At 62.6% G+C, this 16008-nt stretch carries 13 protein-coding genes and 4 pseudogenes; 8 read left to right on the forward strand and 9 right to left on the reverse strand.

What is annotated here, in order from left to right; translation table 11 throughout:
- Positions 1 to 65: 65 nt before the first annotated feature.
- Positions 66 to 449 carry an XdhC family protein gene (locus BVER_RS19225; protein WP_269750783.1) on the forward strand — a complete coding sequence of 128 codons (384 nt, stop codon included), beginning with the start codon at positions 66 to 68 and terminating at the stop codon, positions 447 to 449.
- Here BVER_RS19225 and BVER_RS19230 read toward each other — a convergent pair.
- From BVER_RS19230 to BVER_RS30380, 6 genes and pseudogenes are all read right to left on the reverse strand, one after another.
- Entirely contained in the window at positions 430 to 1452 is a 1023-nt protein-coding gene (locus BVER_RS19230) for a prohibitin family protein (RefSeq protein ID WP_083452259.1), read from the reverse strand. The genes BVER_RS19225 and BVER_RS19230 overlap by 20 nt on opposite strands.
- A gap of 17 nt (positions 1453 to 1469) precedes the next feature.
- On the reverse strand, positions 1470 to 1706 hold the full coding sequence (locus tag BVER_RS34250; RefSeq protein WP_332309135.1) for a helix-turn-helix transcriptional regulator: 237 nt from the start codon (positions 1704 to 1706) through the stop codon (positions 1470 to 1472).
- Positions 1707 to 1893: 187 nt separating this feature from the next.
- A pseudogene (locus BVER_RS34255) lies at positions 1894 to 2388 on the reverse strand (cupin domain-containing protein); the annotation flags it as partial.
- Positions 2389 to 2441: 53 nt separating this feature from the next.
- Positions 2442 to 3427: pseudogene (locus tag BVER_RS19240) on the reverse strand (LysR family transcriptional regulator).
- Between the two features lie 239 nt (positions 3428 to 3666).
- The gene (locus tag BVER_RS19245) at positions 3667 to 4272 is read right to left on the reverse strand and encodes a 2-hydroxychromene-2-carboxylate isomerase (RefSeq protein ID WP_050454672.1); all 606 of its coding nucleotides are present in this window, start codon (positions 4270 to 4272) and stop codon (positions 3667 to 3669) included.
- Positions 4273 to 4504: 232 nt separating this feature from the next.
- Positions 4505 to 5863, reverse strand: a pseudogene (locus BVER_RS30380) (TAXI family TRAP transporter solute-binding subunit); the annotation flags it as partial.
- A gap of 580 nt (positions 5864 to 6443) precedes the next feature.
- On the opposite strand from BVER_RS30380, the gene BVER_RS19265 reads away from it, so the two are divergent.
- The 4 genes and pseudogenes from BVER_RS19265 (at position 6444) to BVER_RS19280 (ending at position 10647) form a co-directional block, all read left to right on the forward strand.
- On the forward strand, positions 6444 to 6812 hold the full coding sequence (locus BVER_RS19265) for a BON domain-containing protein (RefSeq protein WP_050454676.1): 369 nt from the start codon (positions 6444 to 6446) through the stop codon (positions 6810 to 6812).
- Between the two features lie 335 nt (positions 6813 to 7147).
- Positions 7148 to 9269 (forward strand): annotated as a pseudogene (locus tag BVER_RS19270) (D-(-)-3-hydroxybutyrate oligomer hydrolase).
- 143 nt (positions 9270 to 9412) lie between these two features.
- Positions 9413 to 10150, forward strand: coding sequence for a hypothetical protein (locus tag BVER_RS19275; protein WP_157056134.1), 738 nt, complete (start codon positions 9413 to 9415; stop codon positions 10148 to 10150).
- Positions 10147 to 10647 carry a type II toxin-antitoxin system VapC family toxin gene (locus tag BVER_RS19280; protein WP_050454678.1) on the forward strand — a complete coding sequence of 167 codons (501 nt, stop codon included), beginning with the start codon at positions 10147 to 10149 and terminating at the stop codon, positions 10645 to 10647. Before BVER_RS19275 ends, BVER_RS19280 begins: the two co-directional genes overlap by 4 nt.
- 18 nt (positions 10648 to 10665) lie before the next feature.
- Here BVER_RS19280 and BVER_RS19285 read toward each other — a convergent pair whose 3' ends face one another.
- Complete coding sequence (locus BVER_RS19285; RefSeq protein ID WP_050454679.1) at positions 10666 to 11472, reverse strand: DUF2242 domain-containing protein; 807 nt, start codon at positions 11470 to 11472, stop codon at positions 10666 to 10668.
- Positions 11473 to 11685: 213 nt separating this feature from the next.
- A complete protein-coding gene (locus BVER_RS19290) occupies positions 11686 to 12030 on the reverse strand; it encodes a DUF4148 domain-containing protein (RefSeq protein ID WP_050454680.1) in 345 nt (114 codons plus the stop codon).
- Positions 12031 to 12422: 392 nt separating this feature from the next.
- Here BVER_RS19290 and BVER_RS19295 point away from each other — a divergent pair, with 392 nt between their 5' ends.
- From BVER_RS19295 to BVER_RS31730, 3 genes are all read left to right on the forward strand, one after another.
- Positions 12423 to 12713, forward strand: coding sequence for a co-chaperone GroES (locus BVER_RS19295; RefSeq protein WP_006999126.1), 291 nt, complete (start codon positions 12423 to 12425; stop codon positions 12711 to 12713).
- 96 nt (positions 12714 to 12809) lie between these two features.
- A complete protein-coding gene (groL, locus tag BVER_RS19300) occupies positions 12810 to 14450 on the forward strand; it encodes a chaperonin GroEL (RefSeq protein ID WP_050454681.1) in 1641 nt (546 codons plus the stop codon).
- Between the two features lie 134 nt (positions 14451 to 14584).
- Entirely contained in the window at positions 14585 to 14866 is a 282-nt protein-coding gene (locus tag BVER_RS31730) for a hypothetical protein (RefSeq protein ID WP_157056135.1), read from the forward strand.
- 259 nt (positions 14867 to 15125) lie between these two features.
- On the opposite strand, the gene BVER_RS19310 is transcribed toward BVER_RS31730, so the two are convergent.
- Entirely contained in the window at positions 15126 to 15842 is a 717-nt protein-coding gene (locus BVER_RS19310) for a DUF3440 domain-containing protein (protein WP_232316666.1), read from the reverse strand.
- Positions 15843 to 16008: the final 166 nt, after the last annotated feature.

Below are 16008 nucleotides of genomic sequence, written 5' to 3' on the forward strand. Positions count from 1 at the left end.
AGCTCAACGTCATGCCTCAACCTCTACTCGTGCGCTGCAGACCTGGCTGAGATGTGCGTTTACGTCTGCACCAGACTGCGTCGTTGGGTCCATTCCGGCAAATTCAATTTTGCAGGCCAGACTACTTCATTGTGATGACGCACGATCACTCGCTGGACTTTTCGCTCACGCAACGCATCATGCGACGCGAGGACTTTGCGTACTTCGGGCTGATCGGCTCGAAGACGAAGCGCGTGAAGTTCGAGCGGCGTCTGATCGAGCGCGGCGTCGCGGCGGATCGGTTGCCCGAGATCACCTGTCCGATCGGCGTGGAAGGTATCGTCGATAAGGCGCCGTGGTCGATCGCGCTGGCGGTGACGGCGCAACTGCTGCGCGTGCGGGAGATGACGGCGCGGATGGGTGCGCCGTCGATGAATCGCAGCCGCGTGCTTACTGCTGCTGCACGTTGAGGAACGGCACCGGCGCGCCCGCGCCGAGATAAGTCGGCAGCGCGCCGTTCCATTTGTTGATCGCCTGCAAGCGCAGATATTGCTCGCCGCCGTTCGTCTTCACGGCCTGCGCCTGAATCGCGATCGATTCCGCTTCGCCGCGCGCCTTTTCGATCTGCTGCTCGGCTTCGAACTTCACGCGCTGCAACTCGCGCTCGGCCTGCTCCGCGCGCTGGCTCGCGGTGACTTTCGCTTCGATCGCGGCATCGAAGGCCTGACTGAACTTGAAGTTCGTCATGTTGATGTCCTGAATCAACAGCCTGTAACCCTGCAGCTTCGTGCGCAATCCAGCCAGAATGCCTTCCGACACCTGCTGGCGCTTCGTCACGAGTTCCTCCGCCGTGTAGTGCGCGACCACCGACTTGAAGACTTCGAACATCGCGGGCTGAACGTAGCTCGCTTCGTATTCGAGCGTCGGCGAATTGCGATACAGCGCGATCACGTGCGCCGGATCGACGCGATAGTTCATCGTCAGATCGGTATGCACCGACTGCAAGTCTTTCGACGCGGCCTGCGCGCCCGTGATGCGCGCGACATCGAGCCCGACGAACACTTCATGCACTTTCGCCACCGGCGAAACCAGATGCGGGCCTTCGGCGAGCGTCTCGGCCTCGACATGTCCCCACGTCGTGACGACGCCGATCTTCGACGACGACACTTGCGTGAAGCACGCGGACAGCGCCGCGATCGCCGCGACCGCGACGCCCGTGCCGATCACCGTCGGCACATGGACCGCGTGCTTCGGCGTGCGTTTCGACATGAAGAAGACGACCGCCGCCATGGCGACGAGCGCCGGCAACGCGATGAGAACGATCGGGCCCATTTTGATGTCCTTTTCGATTGAGGGCTGAAGCCGTTCCGGCCCCTCCGGAACGTGCGAGCGTTTATTGTGCAGCGCACTCGCGTAGGAATGTTGGAAGTGTGGGTGCGGGAAAACGAAGGGTATGGATGCTGGCGCACGCATGCACGGCGAAGAACGGTTCAGGTCAGACCGTTCGCCACGCGAAACCGTCCCGGCGCGACGCCGTACAGTTCCTTGAACCGCTTGGAAAACGCCGCTTCGGATTGGTAACCGACATCCGCCGCCACATCGGCGATGCTCTTTTTGGTGTGCGTGAGCATGGTGCTGGCGAGCTGCATCCGCACATGGCCGAGCAGCGCGAGCGGCGAACTGTCGGAATGCGCGGAGAACGCCCGCATGTAGGTGGCGCACGACATTGCCGCTTCCCTGGCGAGCAATTCCAGCCGTCCACGGTTCGGCGGGCCGCTCCAGCATCGCGATGATCGACGCGCCCAGCCACCGGTTGGCCAGCAGCGCGAGCACGCCCGCGACCGACGGCTGTTCGGCGAGCCACGCGCGCAGCACCATCGTGAAGAGCGCGGTCGATAGCGCGGTGATGATCGACGGCGCGCCGAGTTGCGCTTCGTCGGCTTCGCGACGCATCGCGCCGATCAGCGCGGCGAGATAAGGCGCCGAGGCATCCGAAAACGAGACGTGGACGACATCGGGCAGGACATCGATCAGCAAGGCGCGCGGCGCGTACAGAAAACGTCCGCAGAGCAGATCGAGTTCCGCCGCGCGGCCGTCGACGCAATTGCTTTTCAGGGTAATCGTGCCTTGCGGCTGCTTGCGCACCGCGACCGCCTCCTCATCCGCCGATGCCGTCGCGACGCTCAGCACATGCGCATCGCCGCGCGGCAGCACGAAGATATCGCCCGCGTTCAGCGTGAGCGTCGGCCGGCCCTTGCGCGCGACGAAGCACGTTCCGGCCAGCACGACGTGAAACACCGCTTCGCCGGCGGGCGCGTGATCCAGTTCCAGCGGACCGCGCAACAGACAGCGCAGATCGAGCGCGCCGGAAAGATTCGCGAGTTGGAGCAGACGGTCGAGAGCGTCCATCGGGCGGTCGGCTTAGGAAAAGGGTCCGTCCAGATAATAGCGGAGAACAGGCGCTATTCGGTGACCGTATCGACGTCGCTTTCCTCGCCCGATGCCGTGACGGCGCGCTTGCGCGTCAGCGACGCCGACACGCTCGACATCAGTTCGCGCAGCCACGCGACATCGGTCGGCTGCTCGGGCTGCGGCAGTGACAGCTGATAGCACTTGATGCGCGGAAACGGCACCAGCGAGTCCATCACCGCGAGCGGCAGCATCGACGCGTAATGCTGCGCGAAGCGGCGCGGCGCGGTGAAGATCAGATCGGATTGCAGCAGCACCTGCGGCACCAGCCCGAAGTAGGGGATCGTCGTCACGATGCGCCGTTCGATGCCCGCGCGCGCCAGCCCTACGTCGATCGGATGCCGCTTGCCGCCGCTGTACGGCGTCGGCGCGAGATGCGCGGCGCGCGCGTAGCGTTCGACCGTCAGCGGTTCGCGCGTGAGCGGATGATCGGCGCGCATCAGGCAGACGAAAACATCCGCGAACAAATCCTGCCGGTCGAAACGCGGTTCCGGCTTGGCTTGGTCCAGTTGGCGACCACCATCAGATCGATCTCGCCTTCGTCGAGCGCGCGTTCGTGATCGCGCATCGGATTCAGCGATTCGATTTCCAGACGCGCGTTCGGCGCGGCATCGCGGAAAGCGGCGACCAGCGTCGGCATGAAGAAACCATTGAGGTAATCCGGCGCGGCGACGCGGAACGTGCGGCGCGAACTGGCGGCGTCGAAATCGCCGTGCGGCGTCGCGACGAATTCGACTTCCCGCAAGGCGTGCTGGGCGGGCGCGAGCAGCGATTCGCCGTATTCGGTCGGCACCATGCCCTGTTTGCCGCGCACGAGAATGGGATCGCCGAGAATCTCGCGCAGCCGCCGCAGCGCCGTGCTGATCGCCGGTTGCGTCTGGTTCAGCCGCTGCGCCGTCTGCGTGACGCTGCTCTCGAGCAAAAGCGTCCGCAGCACGCGGATGAGCCAGATATCGAGTGAGTCGGCGGGGTCGGTCATATCGGTCGAACGATGGAAAACGGATGGCCGCCGACCTTTGCCGACCTGCGCGCCCACATCTCACGGACACAATGCGCGCGCGGACGAAGCGTGCGATCGCACGTCGTCCGTCAACAAATAGTCACACAGCCTGATGCGAGGTTAAACGCTTTCCGCCATCCGGCCCATAGCGCACGCCCTATGCACGGCATTACCGGCGCGCGTCGGTCGGCTTGCCGCCACGTTTGCGCCACGTTGCGTCAGGTGAAATCGGCGTCGCGCGGGGCCATCGGCAGATTGCTGATGCGCTTGACCTCGGCGGCTTCCGGCCAGTTCGGCGAACGCGCGACGTACAGGACCATCGGCAAGGTGTCCTCGCCCCAGAAAATCTGCTCGTTGACGACGAAAGTCGGCACGCCGAACACGCCCAGCGAGACGGCGCGCTCGTTGTTGTCGCGCAGACGCGTCTTGATGTCGTCGTCCTCGATGCGCTGGACCGCATCCGGCAGGCCGACGCGCTGGCACAAATCGGCGAAACCTTCCACCGACGAGCAATCGCGCCCTTCGCGCCAGATATAGCGAAAAATTTCGCGCACGACGTGGATATCGCCTTCCGCGAGCACGGCCAGGCGCAGCGCCTTGTTCGGATCGAACGGATGCACGGGCGGCATCTTGAACGGAATGCCGAGCTGTTCGGCGCGGAACAGCGCGTGCCGGTACGTGAAGATGCGTTTCGACGGAATCGTGGTGGCGTGCGGCTGGCCCCAGCGGTCGAGCAGCTTCATCAACTGGATCGGCGTCAGCGCGAACGGCATGTCGGGCCATTTGTCGTGCTGTTCCAGCAGCAGATACGAGAACGGCGAGATGAAATCGAAAAAGAAATACGGTTAACCGGGGCCGCTCATGTTGGTTTCTCCCTTCCCTGGGCCGCGTCTGGGCCTCATCGTGTGCTCGCCTGTCGCTGTTGGGTCGATGCCGGACGTTTCCATCCGCCGTTCTATGGATATTACGTGTTGCGCTGCTTACGTGCTGCCTTGTTCCGCTCCGGCCTTCGATCGGCTCGCTGCGTTTGTCACCGATCCCGCCGCCGATTCCGTCGCCGATATGTTCGCGTAGCACGTAAAACTGATCGGCGAAGGCGAGCGGCATCTTCATCCGGTTCACCGACGTTTCGATCGCGTCGATGCGCTCGAGCAGCGCGTCGCGCTGCGACGTGTCCGGGCCGCTGATGGCTTCGCGCTCGATCGCGATCAGCGCGCCGTACCAGCGATAGATCCGCGATTTCATCCGCCATCGGTATAGCCCCGGCACCAGCCGCAAGCCCGGAATCAGCACGACGATCAGCGGCACCAGCACGACCAGCACGCGATCGGCGAGACTCGCGAGCCAGAACGGCAGCGTGCGGTACAGAAAGCTCTTGCCCGACTTGTAATAGCGCTCGGCGTTGTCGCTGATGCGGAATTCGTGGGCGAGCGGCGCGGGAAACTCGTTCGCGCGCTGCAGCAGGTTGGCGCGGCTGTGCACTTCGCGGGCGGCTTCGATCAGCAAGTCGGAGAGCGCCGGATGCAGGCTGTCGCGGGCGACGAGTTCGGCCGTCGGCGCGATCGTATGCACCGGATGCGGCGGCAGATTGCGGGCGAAGTCGAACGCGCCCATCGGGAAATCGATGGTCGTTAGATACGGGAAGCGGCGCGCGTAGGCATCGGCCTGCGCGAAATCCATGAAACGCACGCCGGGCGTGCGCAGCAGCTTGGCCATCGTCGGCGGTTGGGCGGAATCGCCGGTCAGGAACACGGCGTCGGCCTTGTCGGTTTCCAGCGCATCGGCGGCGGCGTCGCCGGCGAGCGGCAGCAAAGGCGTATCGCCGCCCGGCTCGATGCCGTTCGCCTTCAGCAATTGCAGCGACAACACCCGCGTGCCGCTGCCTTCCGCGCCGATCGCGAGCCGCTTGCCCTTCAGTTCCGACAGACGCGTGACCGGCGCGCCGCGATAAAACACCGCGAGCGGCACATACGACACGCTGCCGAGCGATTCGAGATGATCGTGCGGGGTGCCGGGCTGCGTCATCCCGCCCTGCACGAAGCCGACGTCGACATCGGAATGCGAATCTTCCAGACGCGTGAGGTTATCGAGCGAGCCTTGCGTCTCCAGCACGTTGAGCGTGACGCGGTTGCGCGCGAGGATCGCCTTGTACTTCTGCGCGCTGTTCCAGAAGAAGCTGCCTTTCGGGCCGGCCGCGATGGTCAGCGTATCGGGCGGCGCGGGCTGGATCAGCCGCACGGCGACCCACAGCGCGACGATGCAGACGAGGAGAATCGGGCCGAAGGTAAGCGCGAGATCGCGCCAGGAGATCGCCACGAAGCGGGCGACGATCTTCGGCTGGGGCCGGCGCCGCTGGCCGTGTTCCGGACCGTCGGACGGACGCGGTTCCGGTTCGCTTCCTGAGGGCTGGGTCATCTCCCGCGAGCTTACCCGAACACGGCGCGCGGTCGCGGCCCGCCGCGCGCCATGCCGTCGATGGTACATGACTCGCGGCCGCCGGCTTGAGCGATGCGCGGCGCGTCGGGCGAGTATGACAGCCATGTGTTGAAGCGGCCGGCATTGTTGCGCGCATGCGGACCGATCGTCGCCGGATGTTAAAAGTTTTGCGCTAATGGCCGCGCTGGGCTAAATTGACGTTCGCCGCTTCATGTCAGGCAAGCATCACGAAACACAGGCATCGCGCCTGAAGCAGAATAAGAGACACAGAAACGAGCCGACGGGCGCAGCGCCCGGTCAAATCGGCCGATGTTTGTTCATTCGCCAGCCTCTCGCAGTACCGCATCGCAGCAACGGCCGTTTCGACAGTTCGTTTGCCGCCGCGTGCCGGGCCCATTGTGGCCGGCGCGCGACCGCGGTTGGCCCGCGCCATCGTGCCGGGTCGGCCGCCGCTGCGTGCGGTCCGTTTTGAAGTGCACAAGGAAAGCAAAAACCGAAAGTGCAAAGCGAGCGAAGTAGCAACTGTGCGAAGTCAACAAACGTATCAAAAGGAGAAACCATGAAAGCCGTCGATCTGTTGAAGGCGCTGGGCCTGGCGTTGTGCGTGACGGTGGCATCGAGTGCGTATGCCCAGTCGAGCGACGCGGCCGCCACCGATTCCACCGCTGCGCCGACCAAGGCGCAGAAATCCACGACCAAGAAGGCCGATCGCAAGCTCGGCTACGACGTTCGCCGCGCGCTGTCGAAGGCGCAGGGCTTCGATGTGTCCAATGTCTTCGTGCGCTCGCGCGGCGGTGCGGTGACCCTGACGGGCACGGTGCCGGAAGGCGGCCAGATCGCTCAAGCGGGTGAAGTCGCCAAGGGCGTGGCGGGCGTGACGTCGGTGAGCAACAAGCTCACGCTCGGCACGCAAGGTGGCGGCCAGTAAGCGAGGCCGGAGGTCCGTCCGGCCGCGCGGGTGCGGCCACGCGATCGGGTGGCCGGGTTCCGGCGTGTCCGGTGCGTGACGAGCTCGCACATCGCCCGAATGATGCGGGTTCCTAAACGGGTTCCGGTTTGCGCCGGAGCCCGTTTTCGTTTATCCGTTCGATTGCCCTGATTTGCCGCGCGTGCCAGCGAAACTAAGGAGTGTCGAGAAGCGACAGGCGGACGATTCGGCGCAATACTCGCTCTGCTGCGTTTGTTGTACGTTCGTAATGCATTCGATGGCGTTGGAGTTGGCGTTCGATTCGATGATTCGGCAACCGATGGCGGAGACACACAATGACAAGATTCGCGCGGATCCAGACTCTCAGGCGACAGGCGACGACCCTCGCGCTGCTCGCGACAGCAGCCACCTTCGCCGGATGCCACGGCGGTGACGACAACAGCGGCCCGCCGACCAACACCCTGCCGAGCTTCGTTTCCGGCTCGGTGAAGATTCAAAGCTACGACGGCAACACCGACGACTTGCTGACCGCCGGCCTCGGCAAGAGCGGACTGGCGTCGTCGACGGCGCCGGCCATCGCCAATGCGACGTCGCCGACGGCGGCCGAATTGCGACGCCTCGCGATCTACTCGAACTATCGCGCGCTCGTCGACATGACGGCGAACGGCGGCTACGGGCGCTTCTGGGGGCCGAACGTCGATCTGAACGGCAACGACACGCTCGGCGAAGGCAAGATCGCCGGCAAGGAATATCTCGCCTACGCCGACGATGGCAGCGGCAATCTCAACGTCAGTCTGATGGTACAGATTCCGTCGAGCTTCAACGCGGATCAGCCGTGCATCGTCACGGCGACGTCGTCGGGCTCGCGCGGCATTTACGGCGCGATATCGGCGGCGGGCGAATGGGGACTCAAGCGCGGCTGCGCGGTCGCCTACACCGACAAGGGCAGCGGCAACGGCGCGCAGAATCTCACGACCAATCTCGTCACGCTGATCGACGGCACGCTGTCCAACGCGACGCTCGCGGGCAATACGGCGATCTTCAAGGCGAACGTGAGCAGCGCGGCGCTGGCGTCGTACAACGCGAGCTTGCCGGCGCGTTACGCGTTCAAGCATGCGCATTCGCAGCAGAATCCGGAGAAGGACTGGGGCAAGAACACCTTGCAGGCGATCCAGTTCGCCTACTGGGCGCTCAACGATACCTACGGCGCGCTCAACAACGGCTCGACGCATGCCGTGCGCTACGAGAAAGGCGGCATCACGACGATCGCGGCATCGGTCAGCAACGGCGGCGGGGCATCGCTGGCGGCGGCCGAGCAGGATACCGACGGCTGGATCACGGCGGTCGTGGTCGGCGAGCCGCAGATCAACCTCAATCTGCCGTCGCAGGTGGCGGTGTACGAGGGCAACACGCCGGTCGGCTCGTTCGGGCGGCCGCTCGCCGACTACATGAGCCTCGCGAATCTGCTGCAACCGTGCGCGGCGCTGGCGCCGGCGGCGGCCAACGCGCCGAATCTGAGCGCCTTGCCGGTCGCGACGACCGCGGCGATCCGCACGGCGCGATGCGCGTCGCTGGCGCTGGGCGGCGTGATCGGCGGTGGCGATACCACGACGCAGGCCAACAACGCGCTGGCGGCGCTGCATCAGGCGGGCTACGAAGCCGATTCCGACACGCTGCACGCGCCGATGTGGGACTCGCAGGCCGTTGCCCGCCGTCGCCGTGACTTACGCCGACGCGTACATGAAGGCCAGCGTCGTCGATAACCTGTGCAACTTCAGCTTCGGCACGACCAATCCGGCGACCGGCGCGGCGGGCGTGACGCCGCTGATTTCGCCGATGCCGACGGTCTTCGGCAACGGCAACGGCGTGCCGCCGACCAACGGCATCAATCTGGTCTACAACGCGGGAACGAGCGGCGCGGCGGATCATCGTCTGGCGACGGCCGATGCCAGTTTCACCGGCGCGGCTTGTCTGCGCGAACTATGGACGACCGGCAATCCGACGATGGCGGCGAGCGTCAACGCGATCCGCGTGAACGCCAATCTGCGCGGCAAGCCGGCGATCATCGTGCAGGGGCGCTCGGACGCGCTCGTGCCGATCAACCATGCGTCGCGTCCGTATCTCGGCGCGAACCGGATGGCGGAGGGCAGCAAGAGCCAGTTGTCGCTCTACGAGATCATGAACGGTCAGCACTTCGACGCGTTTCTGGGCGTGGCCGGTTTCGATACGCGCTTCATTCCGGTCCACTATTACAACCTTCAGGCGCTGAACCTGATGTGGGCGCATCTGAAGAACAACGCGCCGCTGCCGCCGTCGCAGGTGGTGCGCGCGGTCGCGCGTGGCGGCTCGCCGAGTGCCGCGCCCGCGCTGACGACGGCGAATCTGCCGGCGATCGCGGCCAGTCCGGGCGCGAATGCGATTCTGGTGAATGGCGGGGTGGTGAACGTGCCGAGGTGAGGGGCGTACCTTATGCCAAAAACTGGCGCCGTTGAAGTGTTTTACGCTGATATTGGCGGACGATAAGCAACTAAAGAGGCATAGACGATGCAGGCGCGAACAACGACAATGGTCGTATGGACTCACACCCAATCACATTTTCGTTGAGCGACGAATCGCCGGGCTACGCAATCAGTCCGGCGCGCGTCCCGTTGGGCACGCTCACCGCATTCGCGAGCGACGTGCAGGAATTTCTCCTCGGCAGCGAGAGGTCCGTAAGTGCCGAATTGGAGGTCGCCGTGGTCAACGGATCGCTGGCGATCGAAGCGCGCAATGCCGATTCGCCAGGGCTGCTGCACGATTTAAAACGACTTGCCAGCGGATTGGATCTGACAAGGATCGATCCGAAACGTCGGTCGGTCATCGAGCGATGGCAATTGACGGCACGCGACGCAAAATCGTGGAAACTGGAAATTAGTGGTGCGGAAAGGACGACGATTGTGGTTTCAAATGTGACGGATTTTCATTTCGCCGACCACCATCAGTTGGTTAATGTCGAGCGTTATATTCGCGGTGAAGTGGTCAAGTTGGGCGGAGCAAGGGAGCCGACTGCCCGCATCCGTTTGGCCAACGGAAAAATGCTGACCGTGCATGCAGAGCGCGAGACCATACGCGCCGAAACTGAAAATCACCTTTATAGACACGTGCATGTCCGAATTCGAGCAAAGCTTGATATTGAAACAGGTGAATTGAGTGACGCACGACTAGTAGAGTTCGTCGATTATTCCCCTGGGTTCGATGAACAGGCATTCGAAAAATTGACTTCGGAAGGCACGGAAGCATGGAAGGATGTAGATGACCCGGCTGAATGGGTTCGAAATTTGCGGGGAACGTCTGAGTGAATTCCGTCTTGCTTGATACCAGCTTCCTGATTTGCTTGAGTGATTCGAATCGCTCGCATCATGCTCTTGCGAAGACTTACTTTCAGCGATTTATCGCCGAAGAAATCACGATGTATTTGTCGACCATCGTCATTAGCGAGTTCGAGGTTAAACAGCGAATATCGAGTTTGGGCCTTTCGAATTTTATCGTTCTACCGTTTAATTACGAAGACGCGTTACTGACAGCCAGGCTCTTCAACGAAATGCACGGCAATCGGCAGGAATCGGACGCGCGTGTCGCCATCAAAGACGACGCCAAGATACTCGGCCAATGCGTCTTCGCGGGTATAACGCATTTTGCGACGGACGATGATAAATGCGTCCGGCGAATGAAAGCGGTGCGTGCAGGCGGTTTAGCCACGGACTTGCCGCATGCGATAGACCTGCACGAGCCTTTCTGGGAAGGATGGTTCACGGAAAATAATCAAGGCAATCTTCCTTTTGACTCGAATGCTTAGCACGCCTTGAGGAAATTCCTAGCGAGATAGCGTCGAGGTTGCCGACCCCGAAGCCGACGCCGAAACCGGCCCCTCCGCCGGCGTCGACGGCGCGCTAGCGCCCGATGCGTTCGCGGCCGCCGCCTGCGCTTCCTTGCGCGTCTCGGCCGCTGCCGCCGATGCCTGGATCGCCGTCGCCGCGGCCGGGTTCGTCACGACGATCGGCGTCGGCGTCAGTTCCGGCGAACTCACGACGATCGACGGCGCGAGCGGCTTGCTCTTCACTTCATCGGCGGCGACGGGCGCGCTGCGTGGCACGGTGCTCAGATAGTGGCCCATCAGCCCGAAAAAGCGGTCGTAGAACTTGCCTGCCGGCACGGTCTCGCTGGTGATCTTCACCATCGCGTCGTTGTTCGAGCGGATCGGCAGCGACAGCGAGCCGAACACGCTCAGGCCGACGCTCGCCGACGTGTCGCTCTTCTTGAGCGCGTAGCCGTCCTGCACGGCGTTCACATACGCGATGCTCGTGTTGGTCGCATTTTCCCCCGGCGTACAGACGACGTGGAACGACACGACCACGTGCTGATCGGCGGTCGGCTGGAAGTTTTTGGTCGCATCGACGGTATCGGGCTGGCCCATCGTCGTCAGGAAACCTTGCGATAGCAGGGCGCGGCGCGCGGCTTCGCAGGTTTCGTTGACGGTGGCGTCGAAGTTGTGCGCGAACGGACTCGCGCCGGAATTGAACAATTCTTGCTGATAGCTCGGCGTGGTGGCGGAGCGGCCCCCGCAGGCGGCGAGGGCGAGGAGTGCGAGGGAGGCGAAAGCGAGACGCAGCGGAGTGGGCATAGGCACGGCAAATACGAGATGTGAGACGCGGCAAACGTAAATTGTAGTGCCGTCGGACCCGCCGATGAAAAAGGAGGTTCCGAAAAACATCGTCGAATCCGTGGCTTACAGCTTGATGAAAACGCCGTCGATCAATACTCAAAAGCCCGGCGCTCAGGCCGGGCTTCGTTCCGAGCGGCTTTTTCAGCCGCCGCGACGCCTGCTTTCCGATGCTTACGGACGATCGAAATCGACCGCGCTGACATCGTTCGACGGACGCACGATGCGGCTCAGAAACTTCGACTGCACAGCATGGCCCGATGCCGACGCGCCGTCGCTCACGCCGCCAAAGGAGGCGTCGGCTGCGGCCGGTTGTGCATCGACGCGCGCTTCGGCGGCCTGGATGTTGGCGGGGTAGGTCGTGTGATCGCTGACGGGGTTGTAGCCGGCTTGTTCGAGTTGAACCAGTTGCGCCTTCACTTCGGCGCGGGTGACGGGTGCGTTGTCGGCGGCTTGAGCGAACGCGGGAGCAGCGAGGGCGGAAGCGATGACAAGAGCGGGAACGATTGACTTGAACATGATGAACCTCCGAATGCTGGTTGACTGCTTGAGGGAACGTTGCGGTGGGAGAACCTGTCTCTCTGATCGCTTCGTCGTTGAGAGGCAGTCTAGGCCGCAGTGATCTAGGTAAAAACCCTCATTCGGATAAATCAGAATTCTTGGATTGACATTAATCGAGTCAATGAGCGTTGAAAGCTGATAGTTAAGTTTTCGCTTTATTGGGGGCGATGGCCCGGCCTACGGGATTCTCCGGTGATTCTCGTCGCCTCCCCTTCTTGAAATTGCCAAATCCCGTCCATATAATTGGCACTCACCGCACGAGAGTGCTAACAAGACATCCGTTCCGGTGAGCTGTGCTCAATGGAACGGGAATTCCCGCGTTTTCAGTCTCAATCAAGAGAGGAGTGTGTATGAACCTTCGTCCTTTGCACGATCGCGTCATCGTCAAGCGTCTGGACCAGGAAACCAAGACCGCATCGGGCATCGTGATCCCCGAAGCCGCCGCCGAAAAGCCGGATCAAGGCGAAGTCCTGGCCATCGGCCCGGGCAAGCGCGATGACAAGGGCGCGCAAATCGCCCTCGACGTGAAGGTCGGTGACCGCGTGCTGTTCGGCAAGTACGCCGGCCAGACCGTCAAGGTCGACGGGCAAGAGCTGCTCGTCATGCGCGAAGAAGACATCATGGCCGTTCTGGTCAAGTAAGCATCCTTCCTGCACGTTCCGGCTTCGTCTGCCTGAGCCGCTCCTCCGAGCGCCGCAGCGAAGCCAGCAAACCGAATCGAATCAAGGAGTCTGCACATGGCAGCTAAAGAAGTCACTTTCGGCGATTCCGCACGCGCCAAGATGGTCGAAGGCGTGAACATCCTGGCCAACGCGGTCAAGGTCACGCTGGGCCCGAAGGGCCGCAACGTCGTGCTCGAGCGTTCGTTCGGCGGCCCGACGGTCACCAAGGACGGTGTCTCGGTCGCGAAGGAAATCGAACTGAAGGACAAGCTTCAGAACATGGGCGCGCAAATGGTCAAGGAAGTCGCTTCCAAGACCAGCGACAACGCCGGTGACGGCACGACGACGGCTACGGTTCTGGCCCAGTCGATCGTTCGCGAAGGCATGAAGTACGTCGCATCGGGCATGAACCCGATGGACCTGAAGCGCGGTATCGACAAGGCGGTTGCGGCTGCCATCGAAGAACTGCGCAAGATCAGCAAGCCCTGCACGACCAACAAGGAAATCGCTCAAGTCGGCTCGATCTCGGCAAACAGCGACACGTCGATCGGCGAGCGTATCGCTGAAGCGATGGACAAGGTTGGCAAGGAAGGCGTCATCACCGTCGAAGACGGCAAGTCGCTGCAAGACGAACTCGACGTCGTCGAAGGTATGCAGTTCGACCGCGGCTATCTGTCGCCGTACTTCATCAACAACCCGGACAAGCAAGTCGCCGTTCTGGACAACCCGTTCGTGCTGCTGCACGACAAGAAGGTGTCGAACATCCGTGATCTGCTCCCGGTTCTGGAACAAGTCGCGAAGGCTGGCCGTCCGCTGCTGATCATCGCTGAAGACGTCGAAGGCGAAGCACTGGCTACGCTGGTCGTCAACAACATCCGTGGCATCCTGAAGACGGTTGCTGTGAAGGCTCCGGGCTTCGGCGACCGCCGCAAGGCCATGCTGGAAGACATCGCGATCCTGACCGGCGGTCAAGTCGTCGCCGAAGAAACCGGCCTTACGCTCGAAAAGGCAACGCTGGCCGAACTGGGTCAAGCGAAGCGTATCGAAGTGGGCAAGGAAAACACGACGATCATCGATGGCGCTGGCGAAGCCGTGAACATCGAAGCGCGCGTGAAGCAAGTGCGCAAGCAGATCGAAGAAGCGACGTCGGACTACGACCGTGAAAAGCTGCAAGAGCGCGTGGCGAAGCTGGCCGGCGGTGTTGCAGTGATCAAGGTCGGCGCTGCGACCGAAGTCGAAATGAAGGAAAAGAAGGCACGTGTCGAAGACGCACTGCACGCCACGCGCGCAGCTGTGGAAGAAGGCATCGTGGCAGGCGGCGGCGTTGCGCTGATCCGCGCTCGCACGGCAGTGATCGGCCTGAAGGGCGCGAACGCCGACCAGGACGCAGGTATCAAGATCGTCCTGCGTGCAATGGAAGAGCCGCTGCGCCAGATCGTCACGAATGGCGGCGAAGAAGCTTCCGTCGTGGTGGCGGCTGTTGCTCAAGGTTCGGGCAACTACGGCTACAACGCAGCCACCGGCGAGTACGGTGACCTGGTCGAAGCCGGTGTCGTGGATCCGACGAAGGTGACGCGCACGGCGCTGCAAAACGCGGCATCGGTGGCAGGCCTGCTCCTGACGACCGACGCAACCGTTGCAGAACTGCCGAAGGAAGATGCTCCGATGCCTGGCGGCATGCCCGGCGGCATGGGCGGCATGGGCATGGATATGTAAGCTGGCTTTATCGCCGGTTTTACATGGGCGCGGGTCTCGCGAGAGGCTTGCGTCGTGCCGAAGAAAAAAACCCGCAGCGATGCGGGTTTTTTTCGTTTGGAGCGGCCTGCGCGGCGTGGCGTCCGATTTGATCGATGTTCGTTAAATCGATCGCTTCTGGCATGGACATTCCTCATCAAAGTCATCCAGTTCCCCCTCTCGCCCTGCGCGACGAAACCGTATGGTTCAAGAAAGGGGAGACACGCTTTCGGCACACGGGTGAGCAACGCCGCCCGATGCTCGTCCGCATAGGTCAGCACCGCGTCGCGCAACACTCCGAAGATGCCGGCGCCGCGTGCTTCAGGGCGCATGTAGCCCTGAAGCAGATGAAAACGATCGCCCAATTCTTCCACGCTGATGAAGCCCAGCACCCGTGACGCTTGCGTGATTTGCGCGACAAACCAGCGATAGCGCGGTCCGTCGTCGAGGGGGTAGCCGCCACACTCTCGACGGACCGAGCGGCTGACGAAAAATCGTCCCATGTGCGCGAAGAATTTTGCCTCGTCGTCGATGGAGCGCCATCGCGAAAAGCAGCAATCTTCCACCCGGATCATGCGCCTGTCTCTTCAGGTGCGCCCCACGCTTGAATGTCCTGTCTGGCGAAACCGAAAGACAGCGAGCGTGCCATATCCTGTTTTAGAAGTGACAAGGCCACACGGCGCCAGGATGGTTGCGCGCGTCGATTCTCCAGCGCGGGTGTGCCTGCGTCGGGCCAGGCGTCGAGCGGATAGCCATGGCTCGCCCACCATTGGACAAAGCGTTCGATGCGACGTGCATAGCGACCCTTTGCCCCTCTGGCATGCTGCCGAGCTGGAAATGGGCATAGGCCTTCCAGGTAGCGAAGGAAGACGGTAGTCCTGTGCCACCGCGATAGCCGAGAAACCGTTGGCGACAATAGCGCGCCGCGTAGTTGGCGCCAGCAACACGGGTCACCACCCTGAACCAGGTTTCCGGCTCGATGCGATGGAACAGGTCCAACCCTTTGCGCTGGTCATCACCGTAAGGCTGGCAGATGCGCATTTGCGAAAATGCGATGCCTGCCCAATGCATGTCATCGTACAGCCGGTTGTACGCGTGATGTTTCTCATGCGTGTAGCGCCATAGATCGCCGAATTTCCAGTCATAGATCGGGAAGAAGCTGACGGCCTGGTCCTCGCTGTCGTGACGCGAACTCCATGCGATCGGCGCGGCGCGACCGGGCGGCGTCCATGCCCGCCGTTTTCCCGGCCGCCTTGGCCGGATGGCGCGGTATCGGTTCAGGGATTCATCGGCACGAATGCCCACCAGGAACGCGGTCGGAACATCACGAGCCAACCACGCATCGAAGCCGGCCACGAATTCTTCGAACTCCATGCGGAATCGGTAAAACGGGAAGACTGAAGCATCGCGTATCAAGTTGTGTGCGTCAAGTTGTGCAGAAATCGGATGCCGGTGGTTTCAGTTGATCCTTCTGTGCGACGTGCGGCGCGAAGGGCGTAGCCCGCAGCGCCGAACGCCGCGCGGCCGCTATGCAGCAGCG

It is taken from the genome of Candidatus Burkholderia verschuerenii (genome assembly GCF_001189365.1).
Lineage (GTDB): Bacteria > Pseudomonadota > Gammaproteobacteria > Burkholderiales > Burkholderiaceae > Caballeronia > Caballeronia verschuerenii.

Excerpts from the sequence above, each read along its gene's own strand:
- BVER_RS19230 (WP_083452259.1), bottom strand. The coding sequence starts at position 1,452 with ATGCGTGCGCCAGCATCCATACCCTTCGTTTTCCCGCACCCACACTTC.
- BVER_RS31730 (WP_157056135.1), top strand. The coding sequence starts at position 14,585 with ATGTTCGTTAAATCGATCGCTTCTGGCATGGACATTCCTCATCAAAGT.
- BVER_RS19310 (WP_232316666.1), bottom strand. The coding sequence starts at position 15,842 with ATGGAGTTCGAAGAATTCGTGGCCGGCTTCGATGCGTGGTTGGCTCGT.
- BVER_RS34250 (WP_332309135.1), bottom strand. The coding sequence starts at position 1,706 with ATGTCGTGCGCCACCTACATGCGGGCGTTCTCCGCGCATTCCGACAGT.
- BVER_RS19295 (WP_006999126.1), top strand. The coding sequence starts at position 12,423 with ATGAACCTTCGTCCTTTGCACGATCGCGTCATCGTCAAGCGTCTGGAC.
- BVER_RS19290 (WP_050454680.1), bottom strand. The coding sequence starts at position 12,030 with ATGTTCAAGTCAATCGTTCCCGCTCTTGTCATCGCTTCCGCCCTCGCT.
- BVER_RS19265 (WP_050454676.1), top strand. The coding sequence starts at position 6,444 with ATGAAAGCCGTCGATCTGTTGAAGGCGCTGGGCCTGGCGTTGTGCGTG.
- groL (WP_050454681.1), top strand. The coding sequence starts at position 12,810 with ATGGCAGCTAAAGAAGTCACTTTCGGCGATTCCGCACGCGCCAAGATG.
- BVER_RS19285 (WP_050454679.1), bottom strand. The coding sequence starts at position 11,472 with ATGCCCACTCCGCTGCGTCTCGCTTTCGCCTCCCTCGCACTCCTCGCC.